The sequence below is a fragment of the Spirillospora sp. CA-108201 genome (genome assembly GCF_050936235.1).
In the GTDB taxonomy this organism is placed as follows: Bacteria; Actinomycetota; Actinomycetes; order Streptosporangiales; family Streptosporangiaceae; genus Spirillospora.
Map to the genome: position 1 here is coordinate 9072305 of NZ_JBNJNE010000001.1, position 18960 is coordinate 9091264.

Consider the following 18960-nt stretch of genomic DNA (forward strand, 5'->3'; position numbering starts at 1 on the left):
AGGAGCTCGATGCTCACTCGACCCGGAAGGCCTGGGACTTCAGTCGCCGGTAAATTTCAGGAGTGATCGTGATCGAGGACTCCCTCCCTCCCGTGGCGGCGGGATCCCTGAGGTCGACGGTCTCGGTCGCCAGCGCGTTGAGGACCGGAAACAGCTCCTGATGGAGGCCGCGGGCGCCGAGGCTGTCGCTCGTGCGGAAAGCCTCGTGCGCGATCAACCTGCGCGTGTCGTCGGGGATCGTGATGTCCAGGTCGTACTGTCGAAAGTAGAATTCATAGAATTTCAGCGGCGAGACCATCTCGTGGTTGATGATCTCAAGGAGGTCGTCCTCGACCAGCCGGCTGAACGGGATGATGATCGGAAGCCGCGCGACGAGTTCGTGGACGAAGCCGTACTCGTGGACGTCCTGCGGCTGGATGGTCATTCCTGATTCCGGGGTCTTGCTGGTGGCCATGCTCCGCTTGGAGGTGACCTGCTTGGATCTGATTCCGGAGAAGGCCCCGGCCGCGATGAACAGGATCCCGTGAGTGTCGATGGAGCGGGGCGCCGATTTCTCGTCCATCTCCAGGAAGACGGTCTCCCCTTCGATGAACTGAAGGAGCCGGCGTTGGACCGCGGCATTTTCCTGGGACGGGGTCGAGTACCGGAGCTTGTCGAACTCGTCAAGAAAGATGATGCCCCGTTCCGCCAGGGCCTCCGCGGATTTCGTGAGGCTGTTGCCGCCCTGTGAGATGATGCGGGCGCTCTTGACGAGTTGGATGACGATCTCTTCGAAGCTGATCTGCTGGTTCGAGCCCACGGAGACCAGCCGCGTTGAGTCGATCACGGCCAGCGGTATTCTCAGGGCCTCCGCGACGACCGTGATCGCGTGCGTCTTTCCGGTCCCCGTCGGCCCGATGATCAGTGCGTTCGGCGCGCGGTGCAGCCGGTCCGGCTGGTCGAACCAGGTCATGTGCATGTCGATGAGGCGTCCCAGGGCGGCCTTGGCGCGTCGCTGGCCCACCACCAGACGGGACAGTTCCTCGGCCACCGTGAACGGAACTTCGCTGTTCTCGGTCATCATGACCCCCTAAACGATCAACTGTCGCAGGGCCCTCTGACGGGTAGTATTGAGCAAGCTCATTCGCTGTGAACATCACTGACCTCTTGCGGTCAGTGAATCGGACAAAATTGATGGAATTCCCGTGGTTTCCCGGGTTCGAATTCGGCCCGGGCTAATGCGGCGGGACGTTGTCGGGGGATCAGGGCGTCAGGCGGGCTGAGCGGGCGCCGCGGGAGCGGGCGCGACCTCGCGGGTCTCGCGCATGATCAGCAGGCCGTTGACCACCATCAGCGTCGCGGTCAGGCAGTGGACGCCGAGCGCGGTGGCCACGGAGCCGTGGTGGGCCAGCACGGTGGCCGTGTCGCCGTACGCGGCGAGGGCCTCCACCAGCAGCACCCAGCCCAGGGCCCGGCGGTGGCCCGTCACCAGCAGGACGCCCAGGACCAGGGCCAGGACGACGTCGCGGACTCCCTTGATGATCAGGAAGCCGTCGCCGTCGCCGAGCGGCCGGCCCGGCAGGCCGAAGCCCGGCGCGGTCGTCTCCGGGCTCAGGATGAACTCCGTTCCGAACCAGAGGATGAAGAGGACGAAGACGGCGGTCAGGGCGGTGTTGATCTTCTTCAGTGACATCGTTCTTCTCCTTGCGGGTCTTCGGGGGGCCTGATGAGTCGTGCGGGGCCTGGTCAGGCCGCGCGGACGCGGCGGATGTGGCGGGCGTGGCGGGGGCGCCCGATGACGTGCCAGATGCCGCGTACCGGTCGGGGGAGGGCGGAGAGGAGGACGGCGCGCTCGGACGGGTTCGCGTCCTCCAGGACGAGGCCGAAGAGCGTGAGCAGGGTGAGCTTGGGGGTGTTGGCCACCAGGTGGTCGCCCTGTGCGGCCCACTCCTCCTCGGGCCTCCGGATCGACCCGGGACAGGAGCGGCGGCCACAGCAGCTCGTCCTCGCCCTCGTGGTGGTTCTTCAGCCCCAGCCGGTAGTCGCGGAAGTGGTCGGCGATCACTTTGGCGCGAGCGGTGTCCCCCGGGGCGACCGCCGCGACGAGTTCCATGAGCAGCCGCGACTCGCGGCGGAAGGCGCGGTGGACGATCTCCATGTCCTGGGTGTCGACGCTCATCCGGTCCTGCCCTTCGCTGTGCTGTTCGACGTGCTCAAGGCTGCTCCCGGGGGTTTGGAAGGCACTTGGAGCCGACTTGGAACGCGTCCGGCGGCCGCGCGTACGATGTGTCACCTCATGGTCTTGATCAGGGTGCTGGGCTCGTTCGCGGCCGAGGCCGGCGGCGAGCCCGTCCCCCTCGGCGGGCCGCGGCAGCGGGGCGTGCTGGCGCTGCTGGTGGCCGCGCGCGGGCACGTCGTGCCGGTCGACCGGATGGTCGAGGACCTGTGGCGCGGCGAAGCGCCGTCACGCGCCCTGGCGTCGTTGCAGGCGTACGTCTCCAACCTGCGCCGTCTGCTGGAGCCCGGCCGCCCGCCGCGGGCCCCGGCGCGCCTCCTGGTGAGCGCGCCGCCCGGCTACGCGCTGCGGCTGCCGCCGGGGTCGGTGGACGCGTGGCGCTTCGCGGAGATGCTCGACGAGGCCCGAGCGCTCGCCGATCCCCGTGACGCCCGCGCCCGGCTGGACGAGGCGCTGGCGCTGTGGCGCGGACCCGCGTTCGCCGAGGTCGCCGACGAGCCGTGGGCCGCGGCCGAGACCGCCCGGCTGAACGAGCTGCGCCAGGTCGCCCGCGAACTGCGCGTCGCCGCGGGGCTGCGGCTCGGCGACCCCGCGGCGGTGGTGCCCGAGGCCGAGGGGCTCACCCGCGACGAGCCCCTGCGCGAGGAGGGCTGGCGCATGCACGCTCTCGCGCTGTGGAGCAGCGGTCGCCAGGCCGATGCCCTGGCCGCGCTCCGCCGCGCCCGCGCCGTCTTCGCCGACGAGCTGGGCCTCGACCCCGGCCCGGACCTGGTGGCCCTGGAAGAGGCGATCCTCACCCAGCGCACGGAGGTCCTCCGCTCGGCCGTCCCCGCGGACACGTCCCGGTCCCGGGCGAGCGCGCCGCCGCCTCCGGGCGACGGGCCCGGTGCGACGACGTTCGTGGGGCGGGAGGACGAGATCGCGGCGCTGCTGACGGCCGCCGGGGAGGCGACCACCGATGGGGCGCGGGTCGTGCTCGTCACCGGGGAGGCGGGCCTCGGCAAGTCGACGCTCCTCGAGCACTTCGGGACGCGACTCGGGCGGGACGGGTGGCTCGTGGCCGCCGGACGCTGTCCCGAGGTGGACGGCGCGCCGCCCGCGTGGGCGTGGGTCGAGGCGCTGCGGAAGGCGGCCTTGAGCGTTCCGCCGGGAGAGTTCGCGGACGACCTGGCGCCGCTGCTCTCCGACGACGCGACGGTCGGCGACGACGCGGCGGCCGGACGGTTCCGGCTGCGGCGGGCCGTGTGGAACTGGCTCGCGGCGGCCGCCGCCGACCGGCCGGTCGCCGTCGTTCTGGACGACCTCCACTGGGCGGACGCCGCCACGCTGGAACTTCTCGGCGGCGGCGTCGGCGCGCGGACCCCGATCCTGGTCGTCGCGGCGTACCGCGCGGACGAGAGCGAACGCCTCACCGAGGCTCTCGGATCCCTCGCCCGCACCGCGCCGCTCCGGCTGGACCTGCCCGGACTGGAAGGCGACGCCGTCGCGGAGCTCGTACGCGCCGAGTGCGAGGCCGACGACGCGACCGTGGCCGGAATCGCCGAGCGCACCGGCGGGAACCCCTTCTACGTGCGGGAGAGCGCGCGGCTGCTGAACGGCGAGGGCGCGCTGGTCGCGCTCTCCGAGGTCCCCGACGGGGTACGGGACGTGCTGCGGCGGCGGCTCGCGCGGCTCCCGCAGAGCGGCGTGTCCGTATTGCGGCTGGCGGCCGTGGCCGGCCGGGAGAGCTCGGTGGACGTGCTCGTGCGGGCCGCCGACTCCGACGAGGACGGCGTGCTGGACGCGCTGGACGCGGGCGTCATCGCCGGGTTGCTCGACGAGCCCGGGCCCGGGCGCGTCCGGTTCGTTCACGCGCTGGTCAGGGACACGCTGGTCGCCGACGTCACCCGGTTGCGGGCCACCAGGATGCACGCCCGGATCGCCGCCGCCCTGGAGGGCACCGGTGACATCACGGCGCTCGCCCACCACTATGCGCGGGCCGGATCCCCCAAAGCCGCCGGTTACTGCGTCCAGGCCGCCGAACTCGCCGAAGCGCGCTACGCCCACGACGTCGCGGCCTGTCTCCTCACCGACGCCGTCGCCAACTCCAGCGAACCGGACGAGCGCGCCGGCCTGTTCGGCAGGCTGCTGCGCGCGCAGGTCAGGGCCGGGGCCGTCGCCGCGGCCAGGGCCACGCGCGAGCGGGCCGTGGAGTACGCCGAATCGATCGGCCGCGACGATCTGGTGATCGCCGCGTTCACCGCCTGGACCGAGCCGACCCCCTGGCAGGCCCGCAGGTACGGCACGGTCGACCGTCCCGTCGTCGACCGCCTCGGCCGCCTGCTCAGGCGGACCGGCCTCGCCCCCGACGTGCGGTCCCGCCTCCTCACCGCGTACGCCGCCGAGCTGGTGGGCGAGGACGATCCGACGGCCATGGCGGCGGCCCGGGAAGCGCTCGGTCTCGCCACCGATCCCCGCCTGCGGGCCGCGGCGCTCCTGGTCCTGGCCGGCGACCCCGCCGGGGAGGAGTACGCCCGCGAGCTGGTGGAGATCGGCGTCGAGCACGACCTGCCCGTCTACCGCGTGACCGGGCTGCTCGACCAGGCCGGGATCGCCGCCGCGGCCAACGACCCCGCGACCATGCGCCGGGTGACCGGGGAGGCGCTCGACCTCGCCCGCGCCTACCGGATGCCGGAGGCGATCAGCGCCGCCGAGATCGCGCTGGCGACGCTGGTTCTCATCGAGGGCCGGTTCACCGACGCCCAGCGTCTCTACATTGAGGCCACCGAACGCATGGAGCGCGCCGGATCGGTGCACGCGGGCTTCCTCGGCCTCGCGCTGGCGGTGATCTGGCTGAACGACGGCACTCTCGGCGACCACCTGGACGACGTGCGCGCTCTCCACGAGGCGCTCGGCCCGATGGTCGCCGACCTGCTCGCGCTCGCCCTCCACGCCGCCGGCCGCGCCGACGAGGCACGCCGGGCCCGCACGTCACCGAGCCCGATCCGGCCCGACTTCTTCTTCACCTTCCTGACGAGCCTGCGCGCGATGACGAGCATCGCGCTGAACGACCGCGACGCCGCCGCGGAGATCTACGCGGACCTGCTGCCCCACCGCGACGGCCCCCCGGCTGGCGCGGAGAGCCTCTCGCTGGCCCTGCGTCCCGTCGCCCACACACTCGGCGAACTCGCCCTCCTCCTAGGCCGCGACGACCAGGCCGCCGCCCACTTCGCCCAGGCCGCCGCCATAGCCGACCAATGGAACGCCCCCCACTGGTCCGCCGCCGCCCGACCCCCCCATCCAGCCCTCGACGTCCACGGAACTGGCACTCCGAACGCGAACCGGGGTTGAGCAATCCCAAACAGCCTGCTAATGCTGATCGTGGATGGTGCCACGCCTAGCGCGGCAGCCGCCTGCGCGGTCGTCCAGTACTCCTCGGCGTCGGGGCCGACGCAGGAAGCGGTGGCCGAAGGGACGGGCCGTCGACAAACAGCCCGTCCTCAGCGCCGGGCGGGTTCGAATGCGCAACAGCGACAGCATGACTCCTCAGCGAGGCGGGACCTTCCAGGTGTGTACCTCCTACTGTCGCTGCTCGGCCAGATAGAACGCGACTCCATCGCTATGGTCGCCGCTCGTGCCAGCCTTTGTCAGGAGACGGCATCAAGCACCTGACGTTGCCGCACCAGGGTTATCGAGTGGTCATCTCCGCATAATGCCACCGGCAAATTACGCGCCTATACCGTTTGGGCGATGCTCTTCGCGGCTATCAACGAGCACGTAATCTTCTGAAAAACGGGAGAAGCCGTAGTCGTCGGATTCGTCATTGCGGCGCTTTGCTGACGCGTTGGCCGGCAAGGCTGGAAGTCGCGCTGGCGCACGGCGTTCCCAAGAGAGGGAACAAGGTTCTCGATGACGGGGCAGAACGAGTTGAATTCACAGAAATTGACTCTCGATTGGCTACTGCACCCCGTCGACAGAAAAGAATTTTTCAGGAGCAGTTGGGAGACCCGCCCACTCTTGATCACCAGAGGAGATGGCGGATACTTTGACGGACTCCCCGGCCTCGACGTCGTTGACGAACTCATCAATGCGACGTCCCTCGACGGACCTGGATCGGGCGATGACGTGCGCCTCGTTCGCGCGGACCAAAAGGGCGGACGATCCGAGAGGCGCATCGGATCGGACGTCAACGGCACGCCAGGAATCCATGACGTCTATCGTGCGTATCACGAGGGCTACACGGTTGTCGTCAACCGAATCCATTGCAAGTCGATCGCGGCCGCGACGCTATCTCGCGCCCTGGAGTCATTGCTTCAGAGCCCGGTCGGCATCAATCTCTACCTCACTCCCCGCCATGGCCAAGGATTCCGCCCCCACGTGGACAATCATGATGTCTTCATCCTCCAATTACATGGTGCCAAGGAGTGGCGCATAGGCACCCCGCTCACTGCACTTCCACTCTCTCATACGAAAGAAGACGTCGCCGAACTCGACGACGCTCGCCAGTTCACCTTGAGACCTGGCGACACGCTTTACCTGCCCCGGGGTTTTCCACATGAGGCAGTGACCTCGACCTCTTCGTCGCTTCACCTGACGGTCGGCGTCAACGTATTCCGATGGCTCGATCTCATGATTGAAGCGCTCAGCGTACTGGCCGAGGAAGATGTCCGGTTCAGGAGTGCACTGCCTCCGGGCTTTCTTGACACGGATCCCGATCCGGCATGCATGGCGGAACTCGCCGGTTCTTTCATGAAATCGCTGTCCGAAGGCTCCATAACGGAGCGCGCTCGGGCTCGCTTCGGCACGAAGTTGCTCGAACGCACCAGGGCGGCGGCCCCCAGTCATTTTCGCTCATTGGATGCGATTGAAGACCTGACCTGCGAATCGCAGGTAAAGCGCACTCCTGGTCTTCTCAGTCGAACCCGGTCGACCACCGACGGGGCTTTGATCGAGTTCGCGACCAACTTCGTCTCTGGTCCCTCATTCCTCGGGCCGGCACTCAAGTTCGTCGCGGACAGCGACGACTTCAGGGTCAGCGAAATGCCGGGCGAACTCTCGCCGCAAGACAAGATCGATCTTGTGGCCAGGCTGGTCAGCGAGGGGCTGCTCCAAATCGTCGACAATTTCGAGAGGGCATGCGATGGCTAGCGACAACGACCAAAGTCAAACCATTCAACAAAACGCCGCCCCCCGACCGACATCAGGCAATGCGATCAACCAGGACGACGCCAACGTATTGAGGGAGTGGTATCAGAGTCTGGTCCTCCAAGATCCTCGATACGACAGCAAAGACCTGTTCAAGCTGGCGGCCCGGGCCATGGGCGACGATGAAATTCGATGGCGTCTGATCCACGACGCTGAAACCGTCCTGAACGAAGACGAGGCCGCGTACGGCGACCTTCCGGAGGGGGTGACTTTGAGATTCTGGGATAACACGGCAGATACCCTCCACGTCGTCCTGCCTCCACGCCCCGGGAATACCAGCAAGCAAATCCCGGCACTACGCGAATTTCTGTCATCTCGAACGGCTCAGGCTATAATCGAGAACCAAGGCCTCTTCAGCGACGACTTCAATGACTATGGAGACGTCTGGGACAAAAGAGATAAAGGGGACAAGAACAAGGATGCCCTTGGATAGGCCTCCGTCGCTGTTCATCAGCCCAAAGAGTTGCGGCGGTCGACGCTGCCGCCACCACGGCGAGCGCGGTCGTGATGCGGATGAGGCGGTCAGGCACGGCCAGGCTCCCTCCGCCACTCGATCACGCACGGGTCCTCTTCGCCGTGGGTGATGAGGGGTTCGGCGAGCATCAGGGCTGTGATCGCCGCGTTGCGGTCGAGTCGGCGCGGCCATGGGGTGACGTGCCATCCGAAGTCGGCGCGGGTGCCGGTGGCGATCGCCTCGCCGTCCAGGACGACGGTCATCGTGTCTTCGTTGATCTGTAGGGACATGAGCGCCTCCTCTCTGCCGGGGGAGCCACGGGATCCAGAGTGGGGAGCCAACGGGGCTCGGTCCGCTCCGACTCGCCGCGACTCCTCCGGACGTTTGTGCTGATGGGAGGCGCCTTCGGTGACGTCTCCCGACTCGGTCCGATCTGCTGAGAGGGCTCCGGACTAATGCACGTTTAACCCTTTGAGGGCTCTTATGGCGGGGCGGGGCAGGGTGCCTCGGGGAGAGGGGCGTCATGAGGGTGTGGATGCTCGGGGCTGTTGTCGGGCTTGTGCTCGGGGTCGCTGGGTGTGGGGATGGCGGGGGCGGGGTCGCCAGTGCTGGTGGGGTGGCGGCTTCTGCTTCGCCCACCAAGTCGATTTCCCCTGAGGATGCGCAGCTGAAGTTCGCGCAGTGCATGCGGGAGCACGGGGTGGACGTTCCCGATCCGGGGAGTGGGGACGGGCATGCGCTGCGGCTGGGGAAAGGGGGCGACCGCTCGAAGTTGGAGGCGGCGCTGAAGAAGTGCCAGCCGTGGTTGCAGGCGGGCGGGAAGATGCCCGATCTCAAGGATCCGAAGACACGCGACCAGTACGTCGAATTCGCGCAGTGCATGCGGGAGCACGGGGTCGACGTCCCGGATCCGGGGGCGGACGGGCAGATCAAGCTCCCGACCGGGCAGGTCGACCGGGGACGGGCGGAGAAGGCGCGGGAGGCGTGCAGGGGCAGCCTGCCGGGGGCCGGGAAGTGAGGCGGGTCGTCGTCGCGGGCGGGGTCGTCGTCGTGGCCGGGGTGGTCGGCGGTGTCCTCGTGTGGGGCAGGGACGGGAGCCAGGCGCAGGGGGCGCGGGCTCCGCTGGCGACGGCGGTCGTCAGCCGGGGTGATCTCGTGGACACCGAGAAGGTGGACGGGAAGCTCACCTATGGCGATGTCCGGGACGTGTGGGGCGGGGCGTCCGGTGTCGTGACGTGGGCGCCGGAGGCCGGTGCGACCGTGAGGCGCGGGAGGACGCTGTTCTCGGTGGCGGGCAAGCCCGTGACGTTGATGTACGGCGGCCGGCCCATGTACCGGACGCTGCGTGAGGGCGTCTCGGGCAGGGACGTCCGGCAGCTTGAGGAGAACCTGCGGGCTCTCGGGTACGGCGGCGTGACCGTGGACGGCGAGTTCACCGGGGCCACGGAGGCCGCCGTCGAGGAGTGGCAGGACGATCGGGGGCTGGAGGAGACCGGGCGGGTCGACCCCGGTCAGGTCGTCTTCCTGGGTGGGGCCGTGCGGGTGCGGGAGTCAGGGCGCCCGAGGGGAAGCGGATCGCCCAGGGCCAGCCCGTCCTGACGGTGGCGGGAACGAGACGGGTCGTGCACGTCGATCTGGACGCCGACAAGCAGGATCTCGCCAAGAAGGGCGCCCGCGTCTCGGTGGAGCTGCCCGGTGGGGCGTCCGTCAAGGGGACGATCAGCGAGGTCGGCAGCGTCGCCGAGACGACCGGGTCGGGGCAGGACCAGAAGACCACGGTCGGGGTCGACATCTCCCTCGGGAGCGCGAGGACGGGGCGGCTGGACGAGGCGCCGGTCAGCGTCGAGTTGGAGAGCGAGCGGCGGAGGGGCGTGCTGTCGGTGCCGGTCGAGGCGCTGCTGGCGCTGCGGGAGGGCGGCTTCGGCGTCGAGGTCGTGGACGGCGCCGGGCGCCTGGTGCCCGTGGAGACCGGGGCGTTCGGCGGTGGGCGGGTCGAGATCGCCGGGGACGGGCTCCGGGAGGGCATGAGGGTCGGGGTGCCGGCCGAATGAGGGGGTTCGACGACGAGGGCGCGGGCATCGTGGAGCTCTCCGGGGTGGTCAAGGAGTACGCGGGAGGGGTCGCGGCGCTTCGCGGGGTCGATCTGGTGATCGCGCCGGGGGAGCTGGTGGCGATCGCCGGGCCGTCCGGGTCGGGCAAGTCGACGCTGCTGCACATGATCGGGACGCTGGACCGGCCGACCCGGGGGAGCGTGCGGGTCGCCGGGCACGAGGTCGCGGGGCTCGCGGACCGGGAGCTGTCGGCGCTGCGGGCGCGGCACATCGGGTTCGTGTTCCAGCAGTTCCATCTGGCCGCGGGGGTGAGCGCCCTCGACAACGTCGCCGACGGACTCCTGTACTGCGGGGTCGCGTCGGGGGAGCGGCGGGAGCGGGCGCGGGCCGCGCTTGGACGGGTCGGGCTGGGGGAGCGGACGGAGCACCGGCCGCACCAGCTGTCGGGCGGCGAGCAGCAGAGGGTCGCGGTCGCGCGGGCGGTCGTGGGCGAGCCCGACCTGCTGCTGGCGGACGAGCCGACCGGGAACCTCGACTCCGCCGCGGGCGCCGGCGTGCTCGGCCTGCTGGACGAGCTGAACCGCGCCGGCACCACCGTCGTGGTCATCACGCATGACGCGGAGGTGGCGGCGCGGGCGCCGCGGCGGATCCGGGTCCGGGACGGCGCGATCGTCGCGGACGAGCGGGCGGGGGGCCGATGAGGCCCGCGCGGCTCGGGACGGGCGACGTCCTGCGCGTCGGGCTCGGCGGGCTCAGGGCCCGGCCGGCGCGGGCGGTGCTGTCGGCGCTCGGGATCGCGATCGGGATCGCGACCATGGTCGCGGTGATCGGGATCTCCGCCTCCAGCAGGGAGGATCTCCTGCGGCGGCTCGACCGGCTCGGGACGAACCTGCTGACGGCCGAGCCCGGCGACACGCTGTTCGGCGACAAGGCGGAGCTGCCCGAGGCGGCGCCGGAGATGGTGCGGCGGATCGGGCCGGTCACGGCGGTCGGCGCGACCGGGTCGGTGGAGGCCACCGTCCGCCGCACCGACCGGATCCCGGAGGAGGTCACGCGGGGGATCGCGGTGCAGGCCGCCACGGCCGGGCTGCTCGGGACCCTCGACGTGGCGCCGGCGAGCGGGCGGCGGCTGGACGCGGCCACCGAGGGCCGTCCCGCCGTCGTGCTCGGATCGGAGGCGGCGCGGCGGCTCGGCCTGGACCGGGCGGGCGGCCAGGTCTGGATCGGCGGACGGTGGTTCGTCGTCCTCGGCGTGCTCCGGCCCGCGGAGCTGGCCCCGGAGATCGACCGCTCCGCCCTCGTCGGCTGGGACGCCGCGCGCCGCTACCTCGGCTTCGACGGGCACCCCACGACGATCTACGAGCGCTCCGCGGACGCCTCCGTCGGGGACGTCCGGGACGTCCTCGCCCGGACGGTCGACCCCGAGCGCCCCGAGGAGGTCAAGGTCAGCCGGCCCTCGGACGCGCTGGCGGCGCGGGCCGCGGCGTCCGGGGCGCTCACCGGGCTGCTGCTCGGGCTCGGCGCCGTCGCGCTGCTGGTCGGCGGGGTCGGGGTCGCCAACACGATGGTGATCTCGGTGCTGGAGCGGCGCCGCGAGATCGGGCTGCGCCGGTCGCTCGGCGCCACCCGCGGCCAGGTCCGGGTCCAGTTCCTCGCCGAGTCGCTGCTGCTGTCGGCGTTCGGCGGCGCGGCCGGGGCCGTGCTCGGCGCGGCGGTGACCGCCGGGTTCGCGCTGGCGAAGGGGTGGCCGCCGGTCGTGCCGGCGTGGGCGCTCGGCGGCGCGCTCGCCGCGACCCTGGTGATCGGGACGGTCGCGGGCCTGTACCCGGCGGTGCGGGCGGCGCGGCTGCCGCCGACCGCGGCGCTGGCGTCCGCGTGACTGGTCACGATCTGTCCGATCGGTGCATGATTGGGACGGCGACGTCGACCCGCCCTGGGGGAGGTGCCTCAACCGCCATGCCGGTGCCACGCCCGCTCCGCGAGCGATGCAGGGAGTTCCTCGGGATCGACGGGGAGATCCGCTACATCTTTCCCGCGATGACCTACGGCGGCGGTGCGGGCTTCCTCTTCGTCGTCACCGGCGACCAGGTCGCGGTGATCTCCACCGGCTCGCTGAGCCGCAGCACGCCGAAGAGCATCTGGGGCAGCTACCCGCGCGGCACCCGGATCGGGCCGGTGGAGACGGGCGTCGGCGCGTCGTTCGAGTTCGCCGGCGCCGTGTTCGAGCTGGACGACGAGTACGTGCCGGTCGTCAACGCGGCCGACGCGGAGGTCTTCGCCCGCGACAGCCTTCCCCGCGACCCGCTGCCCGATCTCTGAGCGGGCGTCAGGACGTCGGCGCCGGCTCGCCGGTCTTGGCCGGGGCGGGCTTGGACGGCGACGGGTTGCGCAGGAACAGCGCCATCACCGGCACCAGGTAGGCCGCCCACATGACCAGCTGCAGCCAGGTGATCTGCGGGGTGACGTTCAGGACGCCCTGGAAGACGGTCTGCATCCAGTCGCCGGCGCCGCCGAACTTGGCGAAGAAGACGTGCGGCTCCAGCGCGACCGAGTGCAGGCCGGGGAACACCTCGGCCTCCTGCAGGTCGTGGAAGCCGTAGCCGAACACCCCGGCGGCGACGACGATGAGCGCGGCGCCCGTCCAGGTGAAGAAGCGCCTGAGGTTGATCTTGAGGCCGCCGCGGTAGAGCAGGTAGCCGAGGGCGACGGCGACGGCGAGGCCGAGGAACGCGCCGGTGATCGGCTGGGTGGACCCGCCGGAGGAGTTGGAGATGTTCGTCCAGAGGAACAGCGCGGTCTCCAGCCCCTCGCGGCCGACGGCCAGGAACGCGACGGCGGCGAGGGCGATCGGGCCGACGTCGAGCGCGCCCTCCAGCCTGCCCTCCAGCTCGGCCTTCATGAACCGGGCGGTCTTGCGCATCCAGAAGACCATCCAGGTGACCAGCCCGACCGCGATGATCGACAGGATGCCGCCGAACAGCTCCTGCGTCTTGAACTGCATCTCCGACGACGCGGCGCTGAGCGCGACGCCGAACCCGCACGCCAGGACGACGGCGGCGCCGATGCCCGTCCAGACGGGCAGCAGGGCCCGGCGGTTGCCGGTCTTCACCAGGTACGCGATCAGGATGCTCACGACCAGGGCGGCCTCGAGCCCCTCACGCAGGCCGATGAGGAAGTTGCCCAGCAGCATCGACGTACTCCTCGGGGGGATCACACGGACGTTTTAGGCAAACCTAACCTAAGCCAGTCTGTGCCTCGCGGCCGCCCCGTGCAAGTCCGGCCTACAGCTCACCTTTGCTTTCGAGGCGCAGGAACGCCTTGGCGATCGGCTGCGCGGTGAGCTGGACCTGCCAGCCTCGGGCGCCGAGGCCGCGCAGGGCGGCGCCGATCGCGGCCGACGACGACTCCGCCGGGGGCGTCCACGCCAGCCGGCGGACGTAGTCGGGCTGGACGAGGTTCTCCGACGGCATCGAGTGCTCGTCGGCGAGCGCGGCGACGACGGCGCGGGCGGCGGTGAGCCGCTTGGCGGCCTCGGGGTCGCGGTCGGCCCAGCGGTGCGCGGGCGGCGGCCCGTCGCCGGGCAGGTTGGACTCGGGCAGCGCGCGCTCGCCGAGCTCGCGGGCGCGGGCGACGGCGCGCAGCCACGCCGACTGGTGCCGGCGGGCGCCGCGGCCCCGCATCGTCGGCAGGGCCTGCAGCTCGGCCGGGGTCTTCGGGGACTTCTGCGCCAGCTCGATGATCGCCGCGTCCTGGAGCACCCGGCCGGGGGACAGGTCCCGCTCCCGGGCGACCTTGTCGCGCGCCTCCCAGACCTCGCGGACGGCGGCGAGCGCCCGGCGGTTGCGCACCCGGTGGATGCCGGACGTGCGGCGCCACGGGTCCGCACGCGGCGGCTTCGGCGGCGTGGACAGGATCGCGGCGAACTCCTCGCGCGCCCATTCCAGCTTGCCCGCCGCGTCGAGCTCGTCCCGGAGCACGTCGCGCAGCTCGACCAGCAGCTCGACGTCCAGCGCGGCGTAGCGCAGCCAGTCGTCGGGGAGGGGGCGCGTCGACCAGTCGGCCGCCGAGTAGCCCTTCTCCAGCACGAAGCCGAGCACGTTCTCGACCATGGAGCCGAGCCCGACCCGGGGGTAGCCGAGCAGCCGCCCGGCCAGCTCGGTGTCGAACAGCCGGCGCGGGACCAGCCCGACCTCGGCCAGGCACGGCAGGTCCTGGTTGGCGGCGTGCAGCACCATCTCGGCGTCGGCGAGCGCGGCGTCGAGCCCGGACAGGTCGGGCAGCGCGACCGGGTCGATCAGCGCCGTGCCGGCGCCCGCGCGGCGCAGCTGGATCAGGTAGGCGCGCTGCCCGTACCGGTAGCCGGAGGCCCGCTCGGCGTCGACCGCGACGGGGCCGGTGCCCGCCGCGAACGCCGCGATGACGCGTTCCAGGTCGGCGGCCGCGGTGAGCACCGGCGGGACGCCCTCGCGCGGCTCCAGCAGCGGGACGGCGGGAGGGCCGGTGTCGGCCTCGGCGCCCGCCGGTCCGGGCTCCGCTCCGGCCGGTTCGGGAACGGTCCCTGGAGGGGGCACCGCCGTGTTCTCCGCACCGGCGTCCCGTTCGGGGCCGGTGGCGCGCGTTTCGGACACTCCCACTTCTTCCGTGTTCTCCCCCGCCGCCTCGGTTTCGGACGCTGTGCTCACGCCCCCTACCGTACGTCGCTCAGCCGCCCGCGCCGTCCGGCCGGTCCGGCAGCGCGGCCACACCGGTCGGCGGAAGCCCCGCCGTGGTGCACATCACCTCGCACCAGGCCAGCACGTGACCGGTGAGATCGTCGCCGGTCGGGGACCACGAGGCGCGCAGTTCGAGCTCCGTGGTGGACGGCTCGTCGCTCTTGTCGCCGAAGCTCTCCGACACCGCGCGTGTGATCGTCCCCGACACCCCGGCGTAGCCGGCGGGCTCCAGGGCCTCCAGCAGCCAGTCCCACGCGACGGAGCCGATCAGCTCCTCGGCGGCGATGTCGGGCTCCAGGTCGGCGCGGATGTAGGCGACGACGCGGAAGCCGTTCGTCCAGCCGGAGCGGCCGTCGGGGTCGTAGAGCACGATGAGGCGGCCCATGGCGACCTCGGTGTCGTCGTCGCGGTAGACGCTGCCGGACATGGCCGCCGCGTACGGCGCCAGGCTCTGCGGGGCGGGCATGTCCTCCAGGTCGAGCTCCGGCCGGAGGGCGGGCCCGTCGAGGATCTCGCGCAGAGTGTCGACGGCCCGCTGGAAGGCAGGTGGGTTCATGGGTGGACCGGCCTGATCGCGGGGAAGTGTCGGGTCGCCGGGCACCGGCTCGGGCCGGTGCCGGCGGGACGTGGCTGGGCCGCAGGACGCGGCGGGTGGGCGTGGAGGGGAGGCAGGCACGGCACAGGTTTCGTCTCGGGGGCCGGGCCGGTCAGGCCACGGCCCGCACGGTGGCGGCGCGGCCGCGCGCCCGGGCGGTCTCGGAGGCCCGTCGGGGGGCCGGGGCGGTGACGGCGGGCGGCAGGCCGACCAGGACGGCGGAGCCGCAGTCGACGCAGGCCCGCTCGGGGCACTCCGCGCCGTGCCCGTCCTCGCACGGCGGCTGCTCGAACACCCGTTCATCACCGCAGGTGAAGCAGTACAAGGGGGAACCTCCCTCGGCTATGACACGCATCACGTTCGCACGCGCCGGTGACAGAATGCGGGACTTCGCTCGGCGTGTCCGGAAGTTCGTCGCGCCTCACGCGCCACTCCGGTGCTCTCCCGTCGGCTTTTCGTGGGACCATCACAACGTGACCGCTGACGCAGCCCGTTCGAACGACAACTCTGCGCGCACGCCCGACAACGGCGGCCTCGCCGAGAGCCCCTTCCTGCTGGCCTGCCGGCGCCGGCCGGTGCCGCACACGCCGGTCTGGTTCATGCGCCAGGCGGGGCGCTCGCTGCCGGAGTACCTGCGGATCCGCGAGGGCGTCCCGATGCTGGAGTCGTGCGCCCGCCCTGACATGATCGTCGAGATCACGATGCAGCCGGTGCGCCGGTACAGCGTGGACGCCGCGATCTTCTACAGCGACATCATGGTGCCGCTCCGGGCGGTCGGCGTCGACCTCGACATCAAGCCCGGCGTCGGCCCGGTCATCGCCGACCCGATCCGCGACGCGGCGGGCCTTGACGTCCTGCGCCCCCTCTCGCCCGACGACGTCCCGTACGTGACCGAGGCCGTGCAGGGCCTGGTCGGCGAGCTGGGCGCGACGCCGCTGATCGGGTTCGCGGGGGGCCCGTTCACGCTCGCCTCCTACCTGATCGAGGGCGGCCCGTCCAAGAACCAGGAGCGCACCAAGGCGATGATGTACGGCGAGCCGGAGCTGTGGAACCGGCTCATGGAGCGGCTGGCCGACCTCACGATCGCGTTCCTGAAGGTGCAGATCGCGGCCGGCGCGAGCGCCGTGCAGGTCTTCGACTCCTGGGTCGGCGCCGTCGCCGCGCAGGACTACCGCGAGTCGGTCCTGCCCCACGCCCGCCGCATCTTCGCCGAGATCGAGCCGCTCGGCGTCCCGCGCATCCACTTCGGCGTCGGGACGGGTGAGCTGCTCGGCCTGATGGGCGAGGCCGGGGCGGACGTCGTCGGCGTCGACTGGCGGGTGCCGCTCGACGAGGCCGTCAGCCGCGTCGAGCCGGGCAAGGCGTTGCAGGGCAACCTCGACCCGGCGGTCCTCTTCGCGCCGTGGGAGATCGTGGAGCGCCGCGCCCGCGACGTGCTGGCCCGCGGCCGCACCGCCGAGGGGCACGTCTTCAACCTGGGCCACGGCGTCCTGCCGTCCATGGACCCGGACGTGCTGGCCCGCCTCGCCGACCTCGTCCACGAGGCGAGCACCGAAGACCCGGGCTAGGCGGGCGGCCCCTGCGGGGGCCCCTCGCCCGCGCCGGCGGCGGCCTTCGCGTACTCCGGTTCCGGCGCCTCCTCCGGGGCCGGCACAGAGTCGGCGCGCCGAGCCGCGGACCGGGCGCGCATCCGGCGGCGCAGGGCCAGCGCCGGCAGCCCGATCACTGCGGCCGCGACGAGGAACGGCAGCAGCCAGCCCAGCACGGCGGCGACGCCGCCGACGAACGCCGTGAACGCGTGCCAGCCGTTCTCCAGCCCGCCGACGAACCCGCCGCGGGGTTCGTCCCTGTCGGGCGGCGCGGCCCTGCTCACGAGCGTCACCGTCACGGTCGCGAACCGCGTGCGGTGGGCGAGCGACTTCTGCCGCGCCTGGAGCGCCTCCAGGTCGGCCTCCCGCTCGGAGATCTCCTGCTCGATGCTCATGATCTCGCTGACGGAGCCCGCCCGGTCGAGCAGCTTGCGGTACGACTCCAGGGCGGCCTTCGCCGACCGCACCCGCGCGTCGACGTCGGCCACCTCGCCCGTGACGTCCTCGGCCCGCTGGCCGAGCGACAGCTTCGTGCCGAGCTCGGCGCCGAGCCGGCCCAGCACCTCGGCGTACCGGTCAGCGGGGATCTTGAGGGCGATCTCCGAGCGGGCCGGGTCGCTCGACGTCGACTCCCGCTCGACGTAGCCGCCCGCCGCGGCGACCAGCTGCTTGGCCTTGGCGGCGGCGGCCTCCACGTCCCCGGCCCGCACCCGCAGGTCGGCCGTGTGGACGACCTCGCGCCCGGTGGGCAGGGGCGCGGCCACGGCACCGGCCTTCCCGCTCTGCGGGGCGCCCTCGGCGCGCAGGGCGCCGCCCGGGAGGGCCGGCGCGGTGGCCACGCCCCGGGGCGCGGAGTCCGACGCCCCGGAGGAGTGGTCGCCGCCGCCTCCGCACGCGGCCATGCCCCCGGCCAGCGGCAGGACGACCAGTGCGCAGGTGATGCTCCTGACGATCCGCATGGGGCTTGGACGGGGCGGAACGGATCACCGTTCCCCGGAGGCGGTCGCGATCCGGGCACGAAGCGGGCACGCGGTGATCACGGGCCGTCGGTGAGGACGACCGGCCCGCCGATGTTCACCGACCCGAGCGTCCACAGGGCGCCGGTGCCGGGGACGACGGCGAGCGCGGTCGCGTTGACGTTGCTCCGGTTGGGCACGGCGGTGGTCGGGACGCGCTCCCAGACGCCGCCGCTGAAGCGGAGCAGGCCGGGCTTGGCCGCATCGTCGAGCGAGTGCCCGAGCGCCCACAGCGTCCCGTCCTCGCCCTGGACGATCCTGGAGAGCCCGTTGAGGCCGGGCGGCGGGGTGACGCCGGTCCAGGCCGTGCCGTCCCAGTGCATCAGGACGGGCGAGGCCGGGGAGGTGCGGTAGCTGATGCCGGTGGCCCAGGCGTCCGTGGGGGAGAGGGCGATCATGTCGGTGAAGCCGGTCCCGGGCACGGGCTCGTGCACGGGGACGCTCTGCCAGGATCGCCCGTCCCAGTGGTGCGCGACGAGGGTCTGGTCGGTGCGGGAGACGGTGCCGAGGAACCAGATGTCGTCGTCCGCCCGGATGTAGGACGTGTACTGCTGCATGTCCGGGATCGCGGTGATGTGCTTCCAGGAGTCGCCCGTCCGGCGGTAGACGTCGGCGTCGGTGCCGATCCAGACGCCGTCGGCCCTCGCCTGGAGGCTCGCGCCGCGGACGCCGGGCGGCAGCGCCAGCTGCTCGAACCGCGATCCGGTGAAGTGCGCCAGGTAGGGGGTCATCGTCCCGCCGTCGCCCGAGCCGTACTTCGGGCCGGTGATCCACACGTCCTCGGGGGCCACGGCGTCGACGTCGACGACGGTGCCGCGGCTGGACAGGTTCTGCAGCTCGTACTCGACCCAGCGGCCGTCCTTCCAGCGCCGGACGACGGGGTTGCCGGGGATGCTCTGCCCGGTTCCCGGGATCGGGCCGGGGATCGTCAGTTCCCCCTGGTTCCCGGCGATCCAGACGCTGTCGGGGGAGGCGGCGGCGACGTCGTAGAGGCTGTTGTTCGGCCAGAAGAACGGCAGCGGGACCGGCGTGAACCCGCCGCGGACCGCGGCCGACGCGGGCGGCGCGAGCGCTCCGGCCGCGAGCGCTCCGGCCGTCAGGGCCGCCGTGAGGAGGGCGGAGGTCTTCCGAGGCATCATGGTTG

The 18960-nt window shown here is 71.8% G+C and carries 20 protein-coding genes and 1 pseudogene; 10 read left to right on the plus strand and 11 right to left on the minus strand.

Translation table 11 applies throughout. The features are described from left to right. Window positions 1–13 precede the first annotated feature (13 nt). The 4 genes and pseudogenes from ACQEU6_RS43400 to ACQEU6_RS43415 all read right to left on the minus strand — a co-directional run. Window positions 14–1063 carry an AAA family ATPase gene (locus ACQEU6_RS43400; RefSeq protein WP_499339634.1) on the minus strand — a complete coding sequence of 350 codons (1050 nt, stop codon included), beginning with the start codon at window positions 1061–1063 and terminating at the stop codon, window positions 14–16. Between the two features lie 186 nt (window positions 1064–1249). Beyond that, a complete protein-coding gene (locus tag ACQEU6_RS43405; protein ID WP_499340538.1) occupies window positions 1250–1672 on the minus strand; it encodes a DUF4267 domain-containing protein in 423 nt (140 codons plus the stop codon). A gap of 53 nt (window positions 1673–1725) precedes the next feature. Then, window positions 1726–1902 carry a hypothetical protein gene (locus ACQEU6_RS43410; protein ID WP_499340624.1) on the minus strand — a complete coding sequence of 59 codons (177 nt, stop codon included), beginning with the start codon at window positions 1900–1902 and terminating at the stop codon, window positions 1726–1728. An 85-nt stretch (window positions 1903–1987) separates the two neighbouring features. Beyond that, window positions 1988–2158, minus strand: a pseudogene (locus ACQEU6_RS43415) (hemerythrin domain-containing protein); the annotation flags it as partial. A 117-nt stretch (window positions 2159–2275) separates the two neighbouring features. On the opposite strand from ACQEU6_RS43415, the gene ACQEU6_RS43420 reads away from it, so the two are divergent. The 3 genes from ACQEU6_RS43420 to ACQEU6_RS43430 all read left to right on the plus strand — a co-directional run bounded on the left by ACQEU6_RS43420 (window position 2276) and on the right by ACQEU6_RS43430 (window position 7832). Beyond that, on the plus strand, window positions 2276–5545 hold the full coding sequence (locus ACQEU6_RS43420) for an ATP-binding protein (protein ID WP_499339635.1): 3270 nt from the start codon (window positions 2276–2278) through the stop codon (window positions 5543–5545). A gap of 558 nt (window positions 5546–6103) precedes the next feature. After that, complete coding sequence (locus ACQEU6_RS43425) at window positions 6104–7342, plus strand: cupin domain-containing protein (protein WP_499339636.1); 1239 nt, start codon at window positions 6104–6106, stop codon at window positions 7340–7342. Next, window positions 7335–7832, plus strand: a complete 498-nt coding sequence (locus ACQEU6_RS43430) for a hypothetical protein (protein ID WP_499339637.1) — start codon at window positions 7335–7337, stop codon at window positions 7830–7832. The genes ACQEU6_RS43425 and ACQEU6_RS43430 overlap by 8 nt, the downstream gene beginning before the upstream one ends. A gap of 89 nt (window positions 7833–7921) precedes the next feature. On the opposite strand, the gene ACQEU6_RS43435 is transcribed toward ACQEU6_RS43430, so the two are convergent. Further along, the gene (locus ACQEU6_RS43435; protein ID WP_499339638.1) at window positions 7922–8143 is read right to left on the minus strand and encodes a hypothetical protein; all 222 of its coding nucleotides are present in this window, start codon (window positions 8141–8143) and stop codon (window positions 7922–7924) included. A 410-nt stretch (window positions 8144–8553) separates the two neighbouring features. Between ACQEU6_RS43435 and ACQEU6_RS43440 the strand changes: the two genes are divergently transcribed. From ACQEU6_RS43440 to ACQEU6_RS43465, 6 genes are all read left to right on the plus strand, one after another. Further along, entirely contained in the window at window positions 8554–8871 is a 318-nt protein-coding gene (locus ACQEU6_RS43440; RefSeq protein WP_499339639.1) for a hypothetical protein, read from the plus strand. Next, window positions 8868–9452, plus strand: coding sequence for a peptidoglycan-binding domain-containing protein (locus ACQEU6_RS43445; RefSeq protein WP_499339640.1), 585 nt, complete (start codon window positions 8868–8870; stop codon window positions 9450–9452). The genes ACQEU6_RS43440 and ACQEU6_RS43445 overlap by 4 nt, the downstream gene beginning before the upstream one ends. 23 nt (window positions 9453–9475) lie before the next feature. Next, a complete protein-coding gene (locus ACQEU6_RS43450) occupies window positions 9476–9904 on the plus strand; it encodes an efflux RND transporter periplasmic adaptor subunit (RefSeq protein WP_499339641.1) in 429 nt (142 codons plus the stop codon). After that, window positions 9901–10605, plus strand: a complete 705-nt coding sequence (locus tag ACQEU6_RS43455) for an ABC transporter ATP-binding protein (protein WP_499339642.1) — start codon at window positions 9901–9903, stop codon at window positions 10603–10605. The genes ACQEU6_RS43450 and ACQEU6_RS43455 overlap by 4 nt, the downstream gene beginning before the upstream one ends. Next, window positions 10602–11783 carry an ABC transporter permease gene (locus ACQEU6_RS43460; RefSeq protein ID WP_499339643.1) on the plus strand — a complete coding sequence of 394 codons (1182 nt, stop codon included), beginning with the start codon at window positions 10602–10604 and terminating at the stop codon, window positions 11781–11783. The genes ACQEU6_RS43455 and ACQEU6_RS43460 overlap by 4 nt, the downstream gene beginning before the upstream one ends. A 77-nt stretch (window positions 11784–11860) precedes the next feature. Continuing rightward, window positions 11861–12223 carry a hypothetical protein gene (locus ACQEU6_RS43465; protein ID WP_179836235.1) on the plus strand — a complete coding sequence of 121 codons (363 nt, stop codon included), beginning with the start codon at window positions 11861–11863 and terminating at the stop codon, window positions 12221–12223. Window positions 12224–12230: 7 nt separating this feature from the next. On the opposite strand, the gene efeU is transcribed toward ACQEU6_RS43465, so the two are convergent. From efeU to ACQEU6_RS43485, 4 genes are all read right to left on the minus strand, one after another. Next, window positions 12231–13094 carry an iron uptake transporter permease EfeU gene (gene efeU, locus ACQEU6_RS43470; protein WP_499339644.1) on the minus strand — a complete coding sequence of 288 codons (864 nt, stop codon included), beginning with the start codon at window positions 13092–13094 and terminating at the stop codon, window positions 12231–12233. A gap of 91 nt (window positions 13095–13185) precedes the next feature. Continuing rightward, window positions 13186–14385, minus strand: a complete 1200-nt coding sequence (locus ACQEU6_RS43475) for an HRDC domain-containing protein (protein ID WP_499340540.1) — start codon at window positions 14383–14385, stop codon at window positions 13186–13188. A 220-nt stretch (window positions 14386–14605) separates the two neighbouring features. Continuing rightward, on the minus strand, window positions 14606–15172 hold the full coding sequence (locus tag ACQEU6_RS43480) for a DUF3000 domain-containing protein (protein ID WP_499339645.1): 567 nt from the start codon (window positions 15170–15172) through the stop codon (window positions 14606–14608). Window positions 15173–15323: 151 nt separating this feature from the next. Then, a complete protein-coding gene (locus ACQEU6_RS43485; protein ID WP_499339646.1) occupies window positions 15324–15536 on the minus strand; it encodes a hypothetical protein in 213 nt (70 codons plus the stop codon). Between the two features lie 226 nt (window positions 15537–15762). Between ACQEU6_RS43485 and hemE the strand changes: the two genes are divergently transcribed. Continuing rightward, entirely contained in the window at window positions 15763–16779 is a 1017-nt protein-coding gene (gene hemE / locus ACQEU6_RS43490) for a uroporphyrinogen decarboxylase (protein ID WP_499340542.1), read from the plus strand. Here hemE and ACQEU6_RS43495 read toward each other — a convergent pair. Continuing rightward, the gene (locus tag ACQEU6_RS43495; RefSeq protein WP_499339647.1) at window positions 16776–17759 is read right to left on the minus strand and encodes a DUF4349 domain-containing protein; all 984 of its coding nucleotides are present in this window, start codon (window positions 17757–17759) and stop codon (window positions 16776–16778) included. The two genes, hemE and ACQEU6_RS43495, sit on opposite strands and share 4 nt — an antisense overlap. A 77-nt stretch (window positions 17760–17836) precedes the next feature. After that, the gene (locus ACQEU6_RS43500) at window positions 17837–18955 is read right to left on the minus strand and encodes a hypothetical protein (RefSeq protein ID WP_499339648.1); all 1119 of its coding nucleotides are present in this window, start codon (window positions 18953–18955) and stop codon (window positions 17837–17839) included. Window positions 18956–18960: the final 5 nt, after the last annotated feature.